At 47.0% G+C, this 15,105-nt stretch carries 12 protein-coding genes; 5 read left to right on the forward strand and 7 right to left on the reverse strand.

Going from position 1 to position 15,105, the window contains the following annotated elements; genetic code table 11:
* Positions 1-10 precede the first annotated feature (10 nt).
* Entirely contained in the window at positions 11-1,948 is a 1,938-nt protein-coding gene (locus U2H13_RS04055; protein ID WP_017419102.1) for an LTA synthase family protein, read from the reverse strand.
* 245 nt (positions 1,949-2,193) lie between these two features.
* Here U2H13_RS04055 and U2H13_RS04060 point away from each other — a divergent pair, with 245 nt between their 5' ends.
* Complete coding sequence (locus tag U2H13_RS04060) at positions 2,194-2,571, forward strand: DUF1992 domain-containing protein (protein ID WP_003155597.1); 378 nt, start codon at positions 2,194-2,196, stop codon at positions 2,569-2,571.
* Positions 2,572-2,580: 9 nt separating this feature from the next.
* On the opposite strand, the gene U2H13_RS04065 is transcribed toward U2H13_RS04060, so the two are convergent.
* The 3 genes from U2H13_RS04065 to U2H13_RS04075 are packed head-to-tail and all read right to left on the reverse strand — an operon-like array spanning position 2,581 to position 3,545.
* Complete coding sequence (locus tag U2H13_RS04065) at positions 2,581-3,012, reverse strand: Hsp20/alpha crystallin family protein (RefSeq protein ID WP_017419105.1); 432 nt, start codon at positions 3,010-3,012, stop codon at positions 2,581-2,583.
* 15 nt (positions 3,013-3,027) lie between these two features.
* Positions 3,028-3,270, reverse strand: coding sequence for a spore germination protein (locus tag U2H13_RS04070; RefSeq protein WP_003155595.1), 243 nt, complete (start codon positions 3,268-3,270; stop codon positions 3,028-3,030).
* Between the two features lie 14 nt (positions 3,271-3,284).
* On the reverse strand, positions 3,285-3,545 hold the full coding sequence (locus U2H13_RS04075; RefSeq protein ID WP_007408496.1) for a spore germination protein: 261 nt from the start codon (positions 3,543-3,545) through the stop codon (positions 3,285-3,287).
* 270 nt (positions 3,546-3,815) lie between these two features.
* Here U2H13_RS04075 and treP point away from each other — a divergent pair, with 270 nt between their 5' ends.
* The 4 genes from treP to U2H13_RS04095 all read left to right on the forward strand — a co-directional run bounded on the left by treP (position 3,816) and on the right by U2H13_RS04095 (position 8,529).
* Positions 3,816-5,231, forward strand: a complete 1,416-nt coding sequence (gene treP, locus U2H13_RS04080) for a PTS system trehalose-specific EIIBC component (protein WP_025284416.1) — start codon at positions 3,816-3,818, stop codon at positions 5,229-5,231.
* Between the two features lie 75 nt (positions 5,232-5,306).
* Positions 5,307-6,992, forward strand: coding sequence for an alpha,alpha-phosphotrehalase (gene treC, locus U2H13_RS04085; RefSeq protein WP_060674533.1), 1,686 nt, complete (start codon positions 5,307-5,309; stop codon positions 6,990-6,992).
* A gap of 21 nt (positions 6,993-7,013) precedes the next feature.
* The gene (gene treR, locus U2H13_RS04090) at positions 7,014-7,730 is read left to right on the forward strand and encodes a trehalose operon repressor (RefSeq protein ID WP_121984632.1); all 717 of its coding nucleotides are present in this window, start codon (positions 7,014-7,016) and stop codon (positions 7,728-7,730) included.
* 133 nt (positions 7,731-7,863) lie between these two features.
* Positions 7,864-8,529, forward strand: a complete 666-nt coding sequence (locus U2H13_RS04095) for an NAD(P)H-dependent oxidoreductase (RefSeq protein ID WP_376700685.1) — start codon at positions 7,864-7,866, stop codon at positions 8,527-8,529.
* Between the two features lie 35 nt (positions 8,530-8,564).
* Here the strand turns inward: U2H13_RS04095 and U2H13_RS04100 are convergent, their stop codons facing one another.
* The 3 genes from U2H13_RS04100 to U2H13_RS04110 form a co-directional block, all read right to left on the reverse strand.
* Positions 8,565-9,326: a YibE/F family protein gene (locus tag U2H13_RS04100; RefSeq protein WP_376700686.1), complete on the reverse strand. Its 762-nt coding sequence runs from the start codon at positions 9,324-9,326 to the stop codon at positions 8,565-8,567.
* Positions 9,323-10,462, reverse strand: a complete 1,140-nt coding sequence (locus tag U2H13_RS04105; RefSeq protein ID WP_376700687.1) for a YibE/F family protein — start codon at positions 10,460-10,462, stop codon at positions 9,323-9,325. The genes U2H13_RS04100 and U2H13_RS04105 overlap by 4 nt, the downstream gene beginning before the upstream one ends.
* 209 nt (positions 10,463-10,671) lie before the next feature.
* Positions 10,672-14,964: a multifunctional 2',3'-cyclic-nucleotide 2'-phosphodiesterase/3'-nucleotidase/5'-nucleotidase gene (locus tag U2H13_RS04110; protein WP_121984636.1), complete on the reverse strand. Its 4,293-nt coding sequence runs from the start codon at positions 14,962-14,964 to the stop codon at positions 10,672-10,674.
* Between the last annotated feature and the right edge of the window lie 141 nt (positions 14,965-15,105).

A 15,105-nucleotide genomic window follows, 5' to 3' on the forward strand; every position in this document is an offset into this window, starting at 1 on the left:
TGGCTTTTGTTTATTCTTTTTGATCATCTGCTGAGGAATCTTCACGCTTCGTATAATCGAATTGTGAAGGGTCCACTTTCTTAAAGCCTTTCGGCTGATAGAAACGAAGCAGATCGCCGTTGATGATCTTATCAGACATTTCAAGCTCAGTCTTGACGAGAGAGTCTTCTTTTTTGTCGACTTCTGAATCATCTAAAAGTCTTCCGGTTTTCGTATCGTAATACTTGCCGGACACTTTCGTATAGTTCGGTGAGATGAAGTCTCCGTTACGGAACGGAATGACTTCTCTGTGCTCTTTCGATAAGATATCTGAACCTGACATGAGATAATCTTTCGTATCGACGCCGAGCAGGTGAAGAACGGTCGGCGCAACATCGACTTCACCGGCAAATTTATGATTGCGGCCGCCTTTCACGCCGGGAGCGTGGATAAAGAGCGGCACCCGCTGAAGCTGGGCATTGTCGTATTCAGTGATCTCATCTTTGCCGAGCACTTTCGCCATCGCTTTATTATGGTTTTCGGAGATGCCGTAGTGGTCTCCGTACATCACGATAATCGACTTATCGTACAGGCCGTCTTTTTTCAAGTCATTAAAGAACTGTTCGATTGATTCATCCAGATAGTTCGCGGACTGGAAGTAATTATTGACGACTGAATCGCCAAAGTCTCCCGCCGGGAAGTCCGTGTCTTCTTTATCCATTCCGAACGGGAAGTGGTTGGACAGCGTAATGAACTTCGTATAGAACGGCTGCGGCAGGCTCTTTAAGAGCGGCATGGATTCTTTGAAATACGGTTTGTCTTTCATGCCGTAGTTTTTCGTGTTTTCTTCGCTCATGTCATAATAAGCGGAATCGAAAAACTTATCGATGCCTTCCGCTTTGTACATTTCGTTACGGTTCCAGAAAGTCTGCGTATTTCCGTGGAAAGCGGCAGACGTGTACTTTTTGCCTTTTAGGATCGCAGGAACGGACTGCAGCGTGTTTTGCGCTTTATTGACGAAAACCGAACCTTGCGAAAGCGGGTACAGAGAGTTCTCCATCATAAATTCCGCATCAGATGTTTTACCTTGTCCCGTTTGGTGGAAAAAGTTATCAAAGTAGAATGTTTGATTATCGTGCGCCAGTTTGTTTAAAAACGGCGTCACTTCCTTGCCGTTAATTTTATAGTCAATGATAAAGGATTGCAGAGACTCTAATGAGACGTAGATGACGTTTTTTCCTTCGGCTTTTCCGAAGTAGACGTTGTTCGGCACGTCATAGTTGGCCTTCATATAGTTTTCCACATCCGTTACATCGCTTGAATCGGCAAGCGCGCGCTGGCTGTTTGATTTCACATTCTGCACGGCATCGTAAATCGTAAAGTTGTACGTGCCCAGGTATTTCACCAGATAGTTTCGGTCAAATGAGCGTGTCAAAAGCTCAGGACGGTCTGATTCCGCGACGGCGAGGTTGATCAGGAACACAAGCACGGCGGAAGCCAAAACGATTCTGAATGATTTCTTCGCCGGTTTTTCAGCCGGTTTTTTCATCTTAAGGGCCAAAATAATCAAAATGACGGTATCCAGGAAGTAGAAGGCGTCTGTCCATCTCATTAACGAGAACGCGCTGTCTCCGAGCTGGCCGCCGTTTGTCTTTGCCTGCATCATGACCGGGATGGTAATGAAATCATTAAAGAATCTATAATAGACGATGTTTGCAAAAAGCAAAAAAGACAATAAAAAATGAATCACAATAATGGCTGTCTGCTGTAATTTTTTCTTGAAAAGAAGCCCAAATCCAAGAAAGAACAAGCTGGAGCTCAGCGGATTCACAAAAAGCAATATTTTCTGGATCGTGTTGTCTATGCCGAGGTTAAAGTTTAAAATATAAGCGACATATGTTTTCACCCACAATAACACGACCGCTATCAAGAAGAAGGCAAGTCCTCTTTCTTTTATAAATGTTTTCATTGTTACACTCCTTTTTTCCGATCACGGTTTAAACGGAACGATAGAAAAAACGAACGTAATCAATATACCATGAAACCAGCAAATAGAAAAGGTGGAAAAGGCTCATCGGAAAAAGGGCGAAAAACGCTGTCGCAACGGCGGTTCATCTGTTGAATGACAGCTTTAAAAAACACAAATGGCACAAACTGGGATGTGAATTTCCGTATGATCACACCCGGTTCTATTGAAAAAAGAGGTGAACAGTGATGGATATTGCCCATATCGTGGCTGAAGATAAAATCAAGCGCGCCATTAAGGATGGAGAGTTCGCCGGCATCAATGGAATGGGAAAGCCCCTGCCGAAAGACGATGCCGCACATCTTCCGGAGTCGCTCAGAATGGGTTACCGCATATTAAAAAACGCCGGGATCGCCGAGGATGAGGGCGCGCTGAAGAAAGAGCTGATGACGCTCGATTATTTGATCGCCAAGTGCCGCAATGAACAGGAGCGGGATCACCTGCGGAACAAACGGACGGAAAAACAAGTCAGACTCGACAAACTGACCGAGGAGAAAGCCATGTTCTCAAAACCCGCATCTTCTCATTATAAGGAGAAAGTGTACAGACGGCTGGGCCGCCCGTAAGCCGGCTCTTTAGATTTTTTTCTGAAAAGGAATGTGCTCCATAAGGCGCGGGTAGGAAATGTGGAGCAGGCCGTTTACGCACTGCGCCTGTAACAGGCGGGGCTCAGCCGGTTCAGGAAGCTCAATCGTCTCATCGATTTCCCCGTAATACCGGTTTTGGCAGACGCCCATGTTCTTTGGAAAAAGGGGTGTGATGTTTCCTCTTATATGCAGCCGTGTTCTTGACAGCAGCCTCAATGTCAATTCTTCTTCGTAAACGCCGGGCATTTCCACAATGACAAATGTGTGCTGTTCATCCTGATAAATATCATAAGTCAGGGTGTTTTTTTGTAAGGAGAAAAAATCTTCGGGAGATTTCCGTTTCAGGACATTGGTCCAAAAGTCGCTGGGCTTGTGCTCGTTCGTAATCTCAAGCCACTTTCTCATTTTTTCGATATCCACTTCGGCAGAACCTCCCTATATTTGATTTGCGATCGGCATTGACGGGTTGGCGATCTGATCTTGGTCGCTCACGTCAGGGTCAAGATGGCCCGAATTCAAACATCCGGCGGCCGGCGAAAAATCCCCTAAAGAAAAGTTCGCGCCGACAAATTTGCTGTTGGCGGTGTGGCTGTTTTGTACGGTCTGACCGATATCGACGTTTCCGTTTTGCGTTGCTCCGTTTACTTTTATATTGACGACGTTAATTTGGTAAGGCATTCATAAAAACCCCTTTAATCTATAATGGGCGGCACCGGCGTAATATTTGCGGTATCTGCGGTTCCGATGGCTGTCTGGTCGTTGACATCAGGATCATTTAACAAGTTCTCCATCATCGATTCTATAGGTGACGTATCGCCGAATGAAGAGTTCAGTCCTTGTGATTTGTTATTTGTGGTGGGACTGTTGTATGCCGCTTCCCCAATCGTAATAGATCCGTTGCCAGAAATACTGTTAATCTTCAAATAGTACAGGTTGATAACAGTGGATGGCATCTCTTCACACCTCTTTAACTTAGTTGTACAGTACTGTATGCTTTTTGTGCTCCTGTTGTGAATTCCGCCCGGACATGTTCCCGATAAAACAAGAAGTCAAGGCCCGGTTCCGGCGGGGCTTTTTTTGTTTCAGGGTCTTTCGCAGTATATTTGTGATGAAAGCGCTATAAAAATAGATTGACGACATGTATATACATCATTACAATAGAGTCATAAACATGTATATACAAGTTTGCAAGACGAAATGAAAACGGTTACGGAGGGGTTGGCATGGGTGAGTTTAACCGGGCTGCGCGGCAGATCGCTGAAGCTGTCGGCGGAATCGAAAATATTGAGGCGGCGACTCATTGTGTGACGCGTTTGCGGTTTGCGTTAATAGATGAAACCAAAGTAAACCAAAAAATGCTTGATGCAATAGACATTGTCAAAGGATCTTTTGCAGTAAACGGGCAGTTTCAAGTCGTGATCGGGCAGGGGACGGTCAACAAAGTATATGCGGAATTAGTGAAGGAAACGGGGATGGGTGAAGCGTCCAAGGATGACGTGAAGAAGGCGGCAGCGCAAAAAATGAATCCTTTACAGCGTGCTGTGAAAACGCTTGCGGACATCTTTATTCCGATCTTGCCGGCGATCGTCACGGCCGGGCTGTTAATGGGTCTGAACAACATTTTAACGGCGGAAGGCATTTTCTACAGCGCCAAATCGATTGTCCAAGTATATCCGCAATGGGCGGATCTCGCCAATATGATTAATCTGATCGCGGGGACGGCTTTCGCTTTTCTGCCGGCTTTAATCGGCTGGTCGGCAGTGAAGCGGTTCGGAGGAAGCCCGCTTTTGGGCATCGTGCTCGGGCTGATGCTGGTGCATCCTGATCTGTTAAACGCATGGGGCTACGGGGCTGCCGAGCAGAGCGGCGATATTCCGGTGTGGAACCTGTTCGGCCTTGAGGTGCAGAAAGTCGGGTATCAAGGTCAGGTGCTTCCGATTCTGCTGGCGTCTTATTTACTTGCCAGGCTTGAGCTCTTTTTGACGAAACGGACGCCGGAGGGCATTCAGCTGTTAGTCGTCGCGCCGGTGACGCTTTTGGTCATCGGTTTTCTATCCTTTGTCATCATCGGTCCGATTACCTTTGCGATCGGTAACGCGCTGACGGCGGGATTGATTGCCGTTTTCGGCCAATTCTCCGCCATCGGAGGCCTGCTGTACGGAGGGCTGTATTCGGCGCTTGTGATCACGGGGATGCATCATACGTTTCTGGCGGTCGATCTTCAATTAATCGGATCAAAGCTCGGCGGCACATTTTTATGGCCGATGCTCGCATTGTCAAATATCGCTCAAGGATCGGCGGCTTTGGCCATGATGCTGATCACAAAAGATAAAAAACAGCGGGGGCTTTCACTGACGGCCGGCATTTCCGCATATTTGGGCATTACCGAGCCGGCGATTTTCGGCGTGAATCTGCGTTACAAATTTCCGTTTGTGATCGCCATGATCAGTTCGGGAATCGCGGGGATGTTCATCTCCGTCAAAGGCGTTCTCGCAAGCTCGGTCGGAGTCGGCGGCGTGCCGGGGATCTTCTCCATTATGAGCCGGTACTGGGGTCCGTTTGCGATCGGAATGCTGATCGTGCTGATTCTCCCGTTTGCGGGAACATACGGGTATGCGCGGCTGAAACGGCAAAAATAATAAACCTGCGGGGCGCCTTCTATCAGGCTGTCCCTTTTCCCTTTCAATTCAAAACATTACAGGCGGTGAAGAAAAATGAAAACAGACAGCACACCATGGTGGAAAAAGGCAGCGGTATATCAAATTTATCCGAAGAGCTTTAAAGATACGACGGGAAACGGGATCGGTGATCTGAACGGTATTATCGAGAAGCTTGATTATTTGCAGAAGCTTTTGATTGATGTCATTTGGCTTACGCCGATTTACGATTCGCCGCAGAATGACAACGGTTATGACATTCGCGATTACTGCACCGTTTATGAAGAATACGGAACGATGAAGGATTTTGAACGCCTTCTCGATGAAGCGCACAAAAGAGGAATCAAGGTCGTCATGGATCTTGTCGTAAACCATACATCAGTCGAGCATCGGTGGTTCAAAGAAGCGGTCTCGTCACCCGACAGTCCGTATCGGGATTTTTACATTTGGAAAGACGGAAAGGAAGACGGACGGGCGCCGAACAACTGGGAATCAAAATTCGGCGGTTCCGCTTGGGAGCTCGACCCGGCGTCAGGCCAGCACTATCTGCATTTATTTGATGTGTCGCAGGCCGATTTGAACTGGGAAAATGAAGAGATGAGAAAACAGGTTTACGACATGATGCATTTTTGGTTCCGGAAAGGGATCGACGGCTTCCGGCTGGATGTGATCAACCTCATTTCTAAAGACCAATCGTTTCCTGATGCCGAGGATGGGCGTGACGGGCGCCCTTATTATACGGACGGGCCGCGCGTGCACGAATTTCTCCATGAGATGAACCGGGAAGTGTTTTCGAAATATGACAGCATGACGGTCGGGGAAATGTCCTCGACAACGGCTGACCACTGCATCCGGTACACAAACCCTGAGAATAAAGAACTCGATATGACTTTTAACTTTCACCATTTAAAAGTGGATTATCCGAATGGTGAAAAATGGGCGCTCGCTCCGTTTGATTTTCTGAAGCTGAAACGGATTTTAGCGTTTTGGCAGACGGAGATGCAAAAAGGCGGAGGCTGGAACGCATTATTCTGGTGCAACCATGACCAGCCGCGGGCCGTATCCAGATACGGAGACGACGGCGTATACCGGACGAAATCAGCCAAAATGCTGGCGGCGGCCATTCATATGATGCAGGGCACGCCTTACATTTATCAAGGTGAAGAGATCGGCATGGGCAATCCGAAATTCGATGACATCGGCTCATACCGCGATGTCGAATCATTGAATATTTACAAAAAGATGAAGGAAGAAGGTGTGCCCGAAAAAGACATTATCGCCATTTTAAAAGAGAAATCAAGAGACAATGCAAGAACCCCCATTCAGTGGAACAGCAGGCCGCACGGCGGTTTCACGACAGGAACGCCTTGGATTCCGGCGGCGGATGATTATCGGGACGTTAACGCGGAAGCGGCTTTGCGGGACCCGGATTCAATTTTCTATCATTATCAGAAGCTCATCAAGCTCAGAAAGGAATATGACATCGTGACTGAAGGAACGTTTGAGCTGCTTGCTGAAGACGATCCGGCGGTTCTAGCGTACGTCAGACACGGCAAGGATGAAAAACTGCTGTGCATCAACAACTTCTACGGGAAAGAAGCGGACTTTACGGTTCCGCTTAAAGACACGGACGGCTGGCGGTTTACGGTGCTGCTGACGAATGATGAACCGAGGGAAGGGCGGCCGGAACGATTGACGCTCCGTCCGTATGAATCGATCGTTTATCATCTGACAAAAGCGTGATACACTAATCTGGGTGGTCAAATGAAAGTGAATAAATATATCACAATCTATAAAGATATGGTGCGGCAGATTGAAAGCGGCCAGCGGAAGGCTGAAGACGTTCTTCCGTCTGAAAATGATTTGTGCGATCAATACGGCACATCACGAGAAACCGTCCGTAAAGCGCTCAATATGCTGGCGCAAAACGGCTACATCCAGAAAATCAAAGGCAAAGGCTCCGTCATATTAGACAGAGAAAAAATGCGCTTTCCCGTCTCAGGCCTGATCAGCTTCAAAGAGCTTTCGGAAACGCTCGGAAAAGAGACGAGAACGGAGGTTCACCGTCTCGGGCTGATCCTGCCTCCCTCAGAAGCCGCAAAAGAGCTTGGTACAGAAGCGGATGAAAAGGTGTGGGAAGTCGTCAGATCAAGACGGATTGACGGAGAACATATTATTTTGGACAAGGATTATTTTGTGAAAAAACATGTGCCTCAATTGACGAAGGCGATTTGCGAAGATTCGATCTATGAGTATCTCGAAGGAGAGCTCGGCCTGTCCATCAGCTACGCGCAAAAGGAAATTGTCGTGGAGCCGGCGGGGGAGGAAGACCGGAAGTATTTAGATCTCGGCGGGTTCAGCCATATGGCGGTCGTGAAAAACCGCGTCTTTTTGGAGGATACCAGACTCTTCCAATATACGGAAAGCCGGCACAGGCTCGATAAATTCCGTTTCGTCGACTTTGCGAGAAGAGAAAAATAAAAACGGACTGCCGCGGCAGCCCGTTTTTTTGTCAGTATCAAAATGAATACTATCCAACAAAAATGTGCGTACTGGTACTTTCAAAAATAATGGCTACAATAGTACATAACGAGATGAAAAGGAGAGATCATGAATGTCAGATAAAAAACAGCAGATCATCGAAGCGTATCAATTCAGACACGCCACAAAGGAATTTGATCCTGAGAAAAAAATTTCAGAAAGCGATTTTGAATTCATTTTAGAAACGGGAAGATTATCCCCAAGCTCACTCGGTTTGGAGCCTTGGAAATTTGTCGTCGTTCAAAATCCGGAGCTTCGTGAAAAACTCCGCGAGTTCACATGGGGGGCGCAAAAGCAGCTGCCGACCGCAAGCCATTTCGTACTTCTGCTTGCACGGACGGCAAAGGATATCCGTTTTGACGCCGACTATGTCAAAAACCACTTGCGGGATGTCAAAAAAATGCCGGAAGATATGTATGAAGGCTATATCAGCAAAACGGAAGACTTCCAGAAAAATGATTTCTATCTGCTTGAATCAGATCGCGCGCTGTTTGACTGGGCATCCAAACAGACTTACATCGCCCTCGGCAATATGATGACAGCCGCTGCGCAGATCGGCATCGATTCCTGCCCTGTTGAAGGCTTCAACTACAAAGAGATCCACCGGATTCTTGAAGAAGAAGGGCTTCTGGAAAACGGAAGTTTCGACATCTCTGTCATGGCCGCATTCGGCTACCGTGTCAGAGAACCGCGCCCGAAAACAAGATCTGCCTCAAAAGACGTTGTAAAGTGGGTATAAGATAAAAAAAGCTGCCGGGCGTGTCCCGGCAGCTTTTAATGTTTATTTGGTTTTGCTAAAAAACAGGCGGTGATCCAGGACGTAACGGGAATGATGATGCCGATCCCGATTCCGGCGCAAAGAATGGTGACGGCTTCCGCACTGAATACTTTTGAGTTCACTATTTTTTCAGCTGAGTATGATAAGTCTTTAAACCAGATAATTAAAGCCAAATAGCTGCCGAAAAAAGCAAAGAATAACGTATTCGTATTCGTTCCTAAAATATCTCTCCCGATGCTTAATCCGAATGTGTACAGTTCTTTTCTGCTCATGGACGGATTATGACTGTAAATTTCCCGCATGGGTGAAGTAATGGAAATCGCGACATCAGTAATCGCCCCAATCGTGCCCATGATGATCATAGCTGCGGTAACCTTCACAAAATCCACCCCGACAAACAGTGTGAATATGCCGATATCCCCCAATTCTTCTTCACCGAATCCCTGAATCGAAGTATGTTTTGTTACGGACATAATAAAAAACAGCAGCAATGCAATGGTCAGCATTGCAGAAATAAAGGCGGTTACGGTTTTGACGTTTCCTCCATTAATATAAAAAAGAGTAATGCTGCAAATCACGGAGGAAGAGAGCAATGTTAAAACAATCGGATTGATATGCGGGTCTGTCATGAAAATAATGGTGAGAAAGAGAACACCGAAATTTAAGAATAACGCAATAAAAGACCTCGCTCCTTTTTTTCCGCCGATGATGACCATTAATAGAAATAAAATCGCCGCGAGAATTACGATGACATTCATGAGCTTGCCTTCTTTCGTTTAATAAAAAAGACAGAAGCATACAGACTGGCGGGGATGGTTAATACAATTCCGATCCCTCCGGCCAATGCTCTGGCTATTTCCAAGGAAATGTTCATAGAAAGAGTGAATCCTATCGGGGAATCATTTTTCAAATACAAAAGCATCATCGGAATAGAGCCGCTTATATAAGCAAAAAACAGAATGTTGGTCATCGCCCCCATGATGTCTTTTCCGATCTCCATCCCGGAACGTCTGAGAGCTTGTAATGAGATACCCTTGTTTTCTTCATATAATCCGAAGACAGATGACGTCATGGTAATGGCCACATCCATGACCGCTCCCAGTGATCCGATAAATACCCCGGCCATGAACACCGTGTGATAAGGGCGGGTTAAATACTGCATTTCCTCATATCTGAGACCTTTCTCTCCGGTTGCCAGCATCACCAGATACGTAATCAGCAGGGAAACGAAAGTGCCTGCGAGCGTCGCGGCTATGGCGGCGTATGTTTTCGCGTGAAAACCGCTGACAAGCAGCAATGAGATGACAGTAAAGATGAGAATACAGATACCGCAGATGAAAATTAACCCTATATTAGGATGCTTCCTGTACAAATCTAATGCAAACGACAGTAAAACGGCGTTAAACATCAGGCTGACGATCGAAAAGAAGCCTTGTTTTTTGCCGATGATAAGCAAGGTGAAGATGAAAATCCAGGCGATCAGCAAAAGCTGTTTATCCCGTTTTTTATCTATAATGCTTCCCGATATATCTTTCTTTGATGGTTTTCCTTTATCAATAGAAACGAATACTTCATCGCCAATCGAATATTTCTGATCATTCGCTCCGGATAAAGAATACTGATTGGACAAATGAATGAGCTGTCCTTTCTGACTTCCGTTTTCAAGTCTGGCTGTGATCGTCTGAGTGAAAATCTTATCTTTGTTTTTATGCATGTCCTGTACGTCAGACTGGTGTTCCAATGTTGTTTTCGTCACTTTGGCAATCGGCCGCTCATAAAAAGAAGCGTTGTGAGTGACAAAAATGAGCGAGCTGATAAAACAAAGCGCTGTTATCACGTAAAACAGCTTTTTCTTGTAAGACATGCGGTTTCGTTTGTTTCCTGTAATCTTCAAAAAAAGTCCTCCAAACAGGCGGCGCCGTGTGAAAGAGAGGCCCTGCCGTGAAGTGTTGAACGATGCGGATGCAGTCTTTCGCGAATAACGTTCATATTTTATCACTCGGCCGTACGGCTGTCGACTCAGAGGGGGACCGGCAGAAAAAGCTCTCCTGATATCAGATCAGGAGAGCTTTTGGGATGAACCGCCCGATAAAAGCGGTCTTTTTATGCTTCGTTCACTTTTTTTGCTTTTCTTCTTTGATATAGATACAGTGCCGTTCCGAGCGCGCTGATGAGTAACCCGGCAAGAAGGATGGAATACATCGTTGTGGCCGTATCAGGAAGCAGGCCGCCCGGCGATACTCCGTCCTGCGCAGGGCCGGATGACGGTTTTTGTCCGCTTGGCTGCTTTCCGGAGCCGTGATCTCCGCTTGTCGGCGGCGCGCTCTTCGTGTTTGCGTTTAATATGGTGTATTCACTGAAATGATTTGTATAGCCCGTGACGAGATCGTGTGAAACCGAACCGTTGTCTGTTTTTGTATAGACGTTCTTTTTCCGGTCTACATGATAAATGCCGGGCTGTTTCGCCTTTTTCATATTCTCAATGCGCAGGGTGAGCTTTACCGGCGCTTTGAATGTTTTGATGTCTTTGTTTTTCTGCTTCATTGTAAAGTCGTATACATTTGAAAGCGCCCCGCTAACTTTTCCTTTCGGCGTCACACCGAATCGTGTATCAGCTGAAGCAGCGTTTGCCATCGGCATTTTCATGCTGAACTTGTCATGCAGGATCGTAAGGGAAGAATCCGATGTTCTGTCCTTTAACAGGCCGATTTGTTTTTTGGTCACGCTGAGATCAATCGGCTTTTTGGCGCCGTCATTTTTATCGTAATACACGATCGGCGTGTTGGCGTTTTTGGCATAGACGGCAAATGCGCTGTCATCTTCAAGCGTCCACGAACCGTTTTTTTGTTTTGTCGGCAGGTACACTTCCTGCGCGCGGCCGTCAACTTTCGGTTCCACCGCTTTTCCCGCTTTTTCAAGCTGCTCAACGAAGACCTCATAGTCGACAAAGCCAAGGTCTTCTTTATGGGACGCTTCGTTAAAGACGGAATATCCGTCTCCGCCTTCACCGACAAAGTTACTGGTGGCGACTCTGTATGTCTTCTTATCAGAAATCGGCTTTACACTGCCGTCATCCTGTACGGCCGCAGCTTGAAGAACGCGGTGTCCCGGCTTTTTATTCAGTGTAAACGTGTATGTTAAACCGGCAACTTGAGGGAAGGCGCCGCCTTGAGCTTCAATTCCGCTTAACCCTTGTTCCAGGGCTTGTTTGATCTGTTTTCCGGTTAAATCCGCGACGTAAAGCGTGTTGCCGAACGGCATCACATTCAGCACGTCGCCGAGGGTGATGTCTCCTTTATCAATGCCCGCGCGGATGCCGCCCCCGTTTGTGATCGCGATTTGGGCGCCGGCCGCTTCCTTCGCTTTTTGCAGCATGCCGTCCGCGATGAAGTTTCCGAGATTGGTTTCTTTGGAGCGGACATGCTCGCGCCGGCCGTCAAGTGCGACCTTCGTTGAACCGACTTTTTCATTTTTAACTGAGACGAGCTCTTTTTTAAACGGATCAAGCTCTTTTTTCAGATCCGGGTCTTCTTTCGTCTGCTCATTCACCGGCAGCGCTTGAAGAGAGGATTGTTCCGGCAGAACGACGCCGTTTTTGTCAAATGCGACATCGACACGGCCTAAATATTCGCCGTATTCTTTTGCTTGGGCGACGATGGTCGGCTCTTCGTTTTTGACAATTTCCATTTTATCTACAAGCGTATGCGTATGTCCGCCGACGATTAAGTCGATGCCTTTTACCTTTTTGGCAAGATCGAGATCACGCTGATGCCCGATATGGGTCAGGGCGATAATTTTATTGACATGTTCCTTGTTCTGTATTTCTTTTACTGTATCTTGTGCGGATTGGAAGGCATCATGAAAGACAATGCTTTTTCCCGGGCTTGATGTGACGGACGTATCTTCTGTCGTCAAGCCGAACACGGCGACTTTTTCTCCGTTTACATCAAGCAGAATATATGGATAGATGCCTGCTTTTTTCTTTTTCCCTGCCGTAAATGTGTCTGCTTTTTTCATGAATGGTCTGAGTTTTGACTCTTTGGACACATCGACATTTGAGCTGACGAGCGGAAAGTCAGGCGCTTGAAAATTGTATTTCCCGGATGGGTCAGACGCGCTCCCGTTACCGCTCAGGAAGCTGGCGAGAGCACCCGGACCTTTATCAAACTCATGATTTCCGAAGGTCATTGCGTCGTAGCCCATGCTGTTCATCAATTTTAAATCAGCCAGCCCCTGCCACTTTGTGAAATAGAGATCGCCTGAGAAAACGTCTCCCGCATCCAGCAAAATACTGCGGTCGGTTTCGCTTCTGATTTCTTTGATTTTCGTCATCCGCCTCGCCGCGTTATCAAGGTGGGCGTGCGTGTCATTTGTATGCATAACGGTGAGTTTCCATGCGTCATCTTTCGGCGGATCTGTGCCCGGTCCATCATCTTTGAATTGGAGCTTGTACTGTCCGTAGCCCGCGTTTTGTGATTCACCGATATAGGCGACGTCATCTGCGCGGTCGGCAAACGGCTTTGCGGCCAAGGAAGATTCAAATGTCAGGTTTGTCCCTTTGACCGGAAGAATGGACCAGTTATGATCAGCCTGCGGATTAATCGTTTTCTGCTGGATGATGTAATCCATTAAGACCTGCCTGTTCTCATCGGCAGAAGAGTATACGATTTTGTCATTGCTTAAGTGAGGGAATCCTCCGCCGCCTGAAGCGCGGTAATTATTTGTGACGATCAGAAATTCCTGCTTGGCGCTGACGGGCTTTCCTTGATAAGAAAGGTTGACGATCCGGCTTGCATCGGGATGAATGACTGTTCCGTTTTCGTTGTATTTCGCCGGTTTTGTGACATCGACCTGATAGGTGACACCGTCAATGACATCAAAATTGTATGAGCGGTAGGCGTCATTTAAAAGCGCTTGGCTGCCGCCTTTTGCCTGATCGATCTGATTAAATTGCCCCGCGGACATTTCGAGCCAGTCTTTCACTTCGCTTCCGTTCAGCTTGACGATCTGAACCGTGTTGTCATACAGGTACAAATCGCCGATGTTTTTGATGGCGAGGTCGCCAGCGGAAATGTTTGTATAGTAATTTGAGCCGTTCCGCCCGCCGGCTTTAAACGGAGCGCCCGCCGAGAGGATTGGCAGATCTTTGTATTCCGTATCCTTCATCTTATTTTCGGCGTACCATTTTTGCGCATCCGTTACGATTTGAATGGACGGATCATCTTTGACTTGGGCGAAGAAACTGTTGATATCGGCTTTTGTCTGGCCGACGGGTTCTCTGATGTATTTCAAAGTGCCTTCGTGCGCTTTTTTGACGGTATTGACGACGGTTTCGTTTTCCGACGTCACATTGCCGGCAATCGGCTCGATGCTGCCTTTTGCATCTTCCACATGCCACGCGCTGTCTGTTTTTTCAAGCCGGAGGTCGATGACGCCCGCATATTTGCCCCAGCTGCTTGACATAACAACGGGGATGCCGTTAATCGTGCCTTTATCGACGTCGAATTGATCAGCGCCTTTGTATTCGGCATCAGGGAAAAGCCCGTGCTGATGGCCGGATACGATCGCGTCAATTCCGCCGACTTTCGTTGCCAGGTCAAAAACGGCGTTTTCCGCTCCGGAAGACTGCGCTTTTTTTTCGATGCCGCTGTGGGCGAGTGCGATGACGATATCGGCTCCTTCAGCTTTCATTTTCGGAACGGTTTTCTTTGCGGATTCCACAATGTCCTCGACCTGAACGCGGCCTTCGAGATTTTTCTTATCCCACGTCATAATTTGGGGAGGAACAAAGCCGATGTAGCCGACTTTTATCTGATGCTTGCCGCCGTTTTGATCCGTGACGGTTTTGTCTTTTATGACATAAGGCGTATAACGGTTTTCGCCGCTTAATGTTTTCACATTGGCGTTAACGATCGGATAATCAGCGCCTTTGATTGTCCCGTCCAGAAATTCAAGCCCGTAATTAAATTCATGATTGCCGAGTGTTCCTGCGTCATAATGCAGACTGTTCATCACTTCAATGATCGGATGGGTCTTTGCGCCTGAAATGATATCATTTTTCTCATATTTTACGGCGTATTCTCCGAGGGGATTCCCCTGAATCAGGTCTCCGTTATCGACAAGCAGCGTATTCGGATTTTCGCGCCTGTGCTTCTCAATAAGCTGAGCCGTTCTGGCCAGCCCGAATTCCGTTGTCGGTTTGTCGCTGTAGTAATCGTAGTCCATCATGTTAGCGTGAACGTCAGTTGTGGCTAAAATGCTGAGATTCACACTGGAGGATTTGTTTTCTTCTGCTTTAATGGGTGATGTTGGGAGGATTAGACTAAGTATCATAACTAGGGGCAGCAGAATACGGAGTGTCATATTGACGCTGCATCGTCTTTTCTGTATTCTCACCTGTTCTCCACCTTTCAACAAATTTTGTCATGCAGTACCATTGTAAGAATATTTTGTGAAAGTTCATATAGATTTCATGATGATTCTTGTAAAAAGATGAAAAATGAGGATAATGACCTATGTAAAACGGATGAGCGGCAA

It is taken from the genome of Bacillus sp. A1 (assembly GCF_042296235.1).
Classification (GTDB): domain Bacteria; phylum Bacillota; class Bacilli; order Bacillales; family Bacillaceae; genus Bacillus; species Bacillus velezensis.

Bases quoted from the DNA above. Each gene is read 5' to 3' on its own strand.
- U2H13_RS04055 (WP_017419102.1), bottom strand. From the start codon at position 1,948: ATGAAAACATTTATAAAAGAAAGAGGACTTGCCTTCTTCTTGATAGCG.
- U2H13_RS04060 (WP_003155597.1), top strand. From the start codon at position 2,194: ATGGATATTGCCCATATCGTGGCTGAAGATAAAATCAAGCGCGCCATT.
- U2H13_RS04070 (WP_003155595.1), bottom strand. From the start codon at position 3,270: ATGCCTTACCAAATTAACGTCGTCAATATAAAAGTAAACGGAGCAACG.
- U2H13_RS04075 (WP_007408496.1), bottom strand. From the start codon at position 3,545: ATGCCATCCACTGTTATCAACCTGTACTATTTGAAGATTAACAGTATT.
- treP (WP_025284416.1), top strand. From the start codon at position 3,816: ATGGGTGAGTTTAACCGGGCTGCGCGGCAGATCGCTGAAGCTGTCGGC.
- treC (WP_060674533.1), top strand. From the start codon at position 5,307: ATGAAAACAGACAGCACACCATGGTGGAAAAAGGCAGCGGTATATCAA.
- treR (WP_121984632.1), top strand. From the start codon at position 7,014: ATGAAAGTGAATAAATATATCACAATCTATAAAGATATGGTGCGGCAG.
- U2H13_RS04095 (WP_376700685.1), top strand. From the start codon at position 7,864: ATGTCAGATAAAAAACAGCAGATCATCGAAGCGTATCAATTCAGACAC.
- U2H13_RS04100 (WP_376700686.1), bottom strand. From the start codon at position 9,326: ATGAATGTCATCGTAATTCTCGCGGCGATTTTATTTCTATTAATGGTC.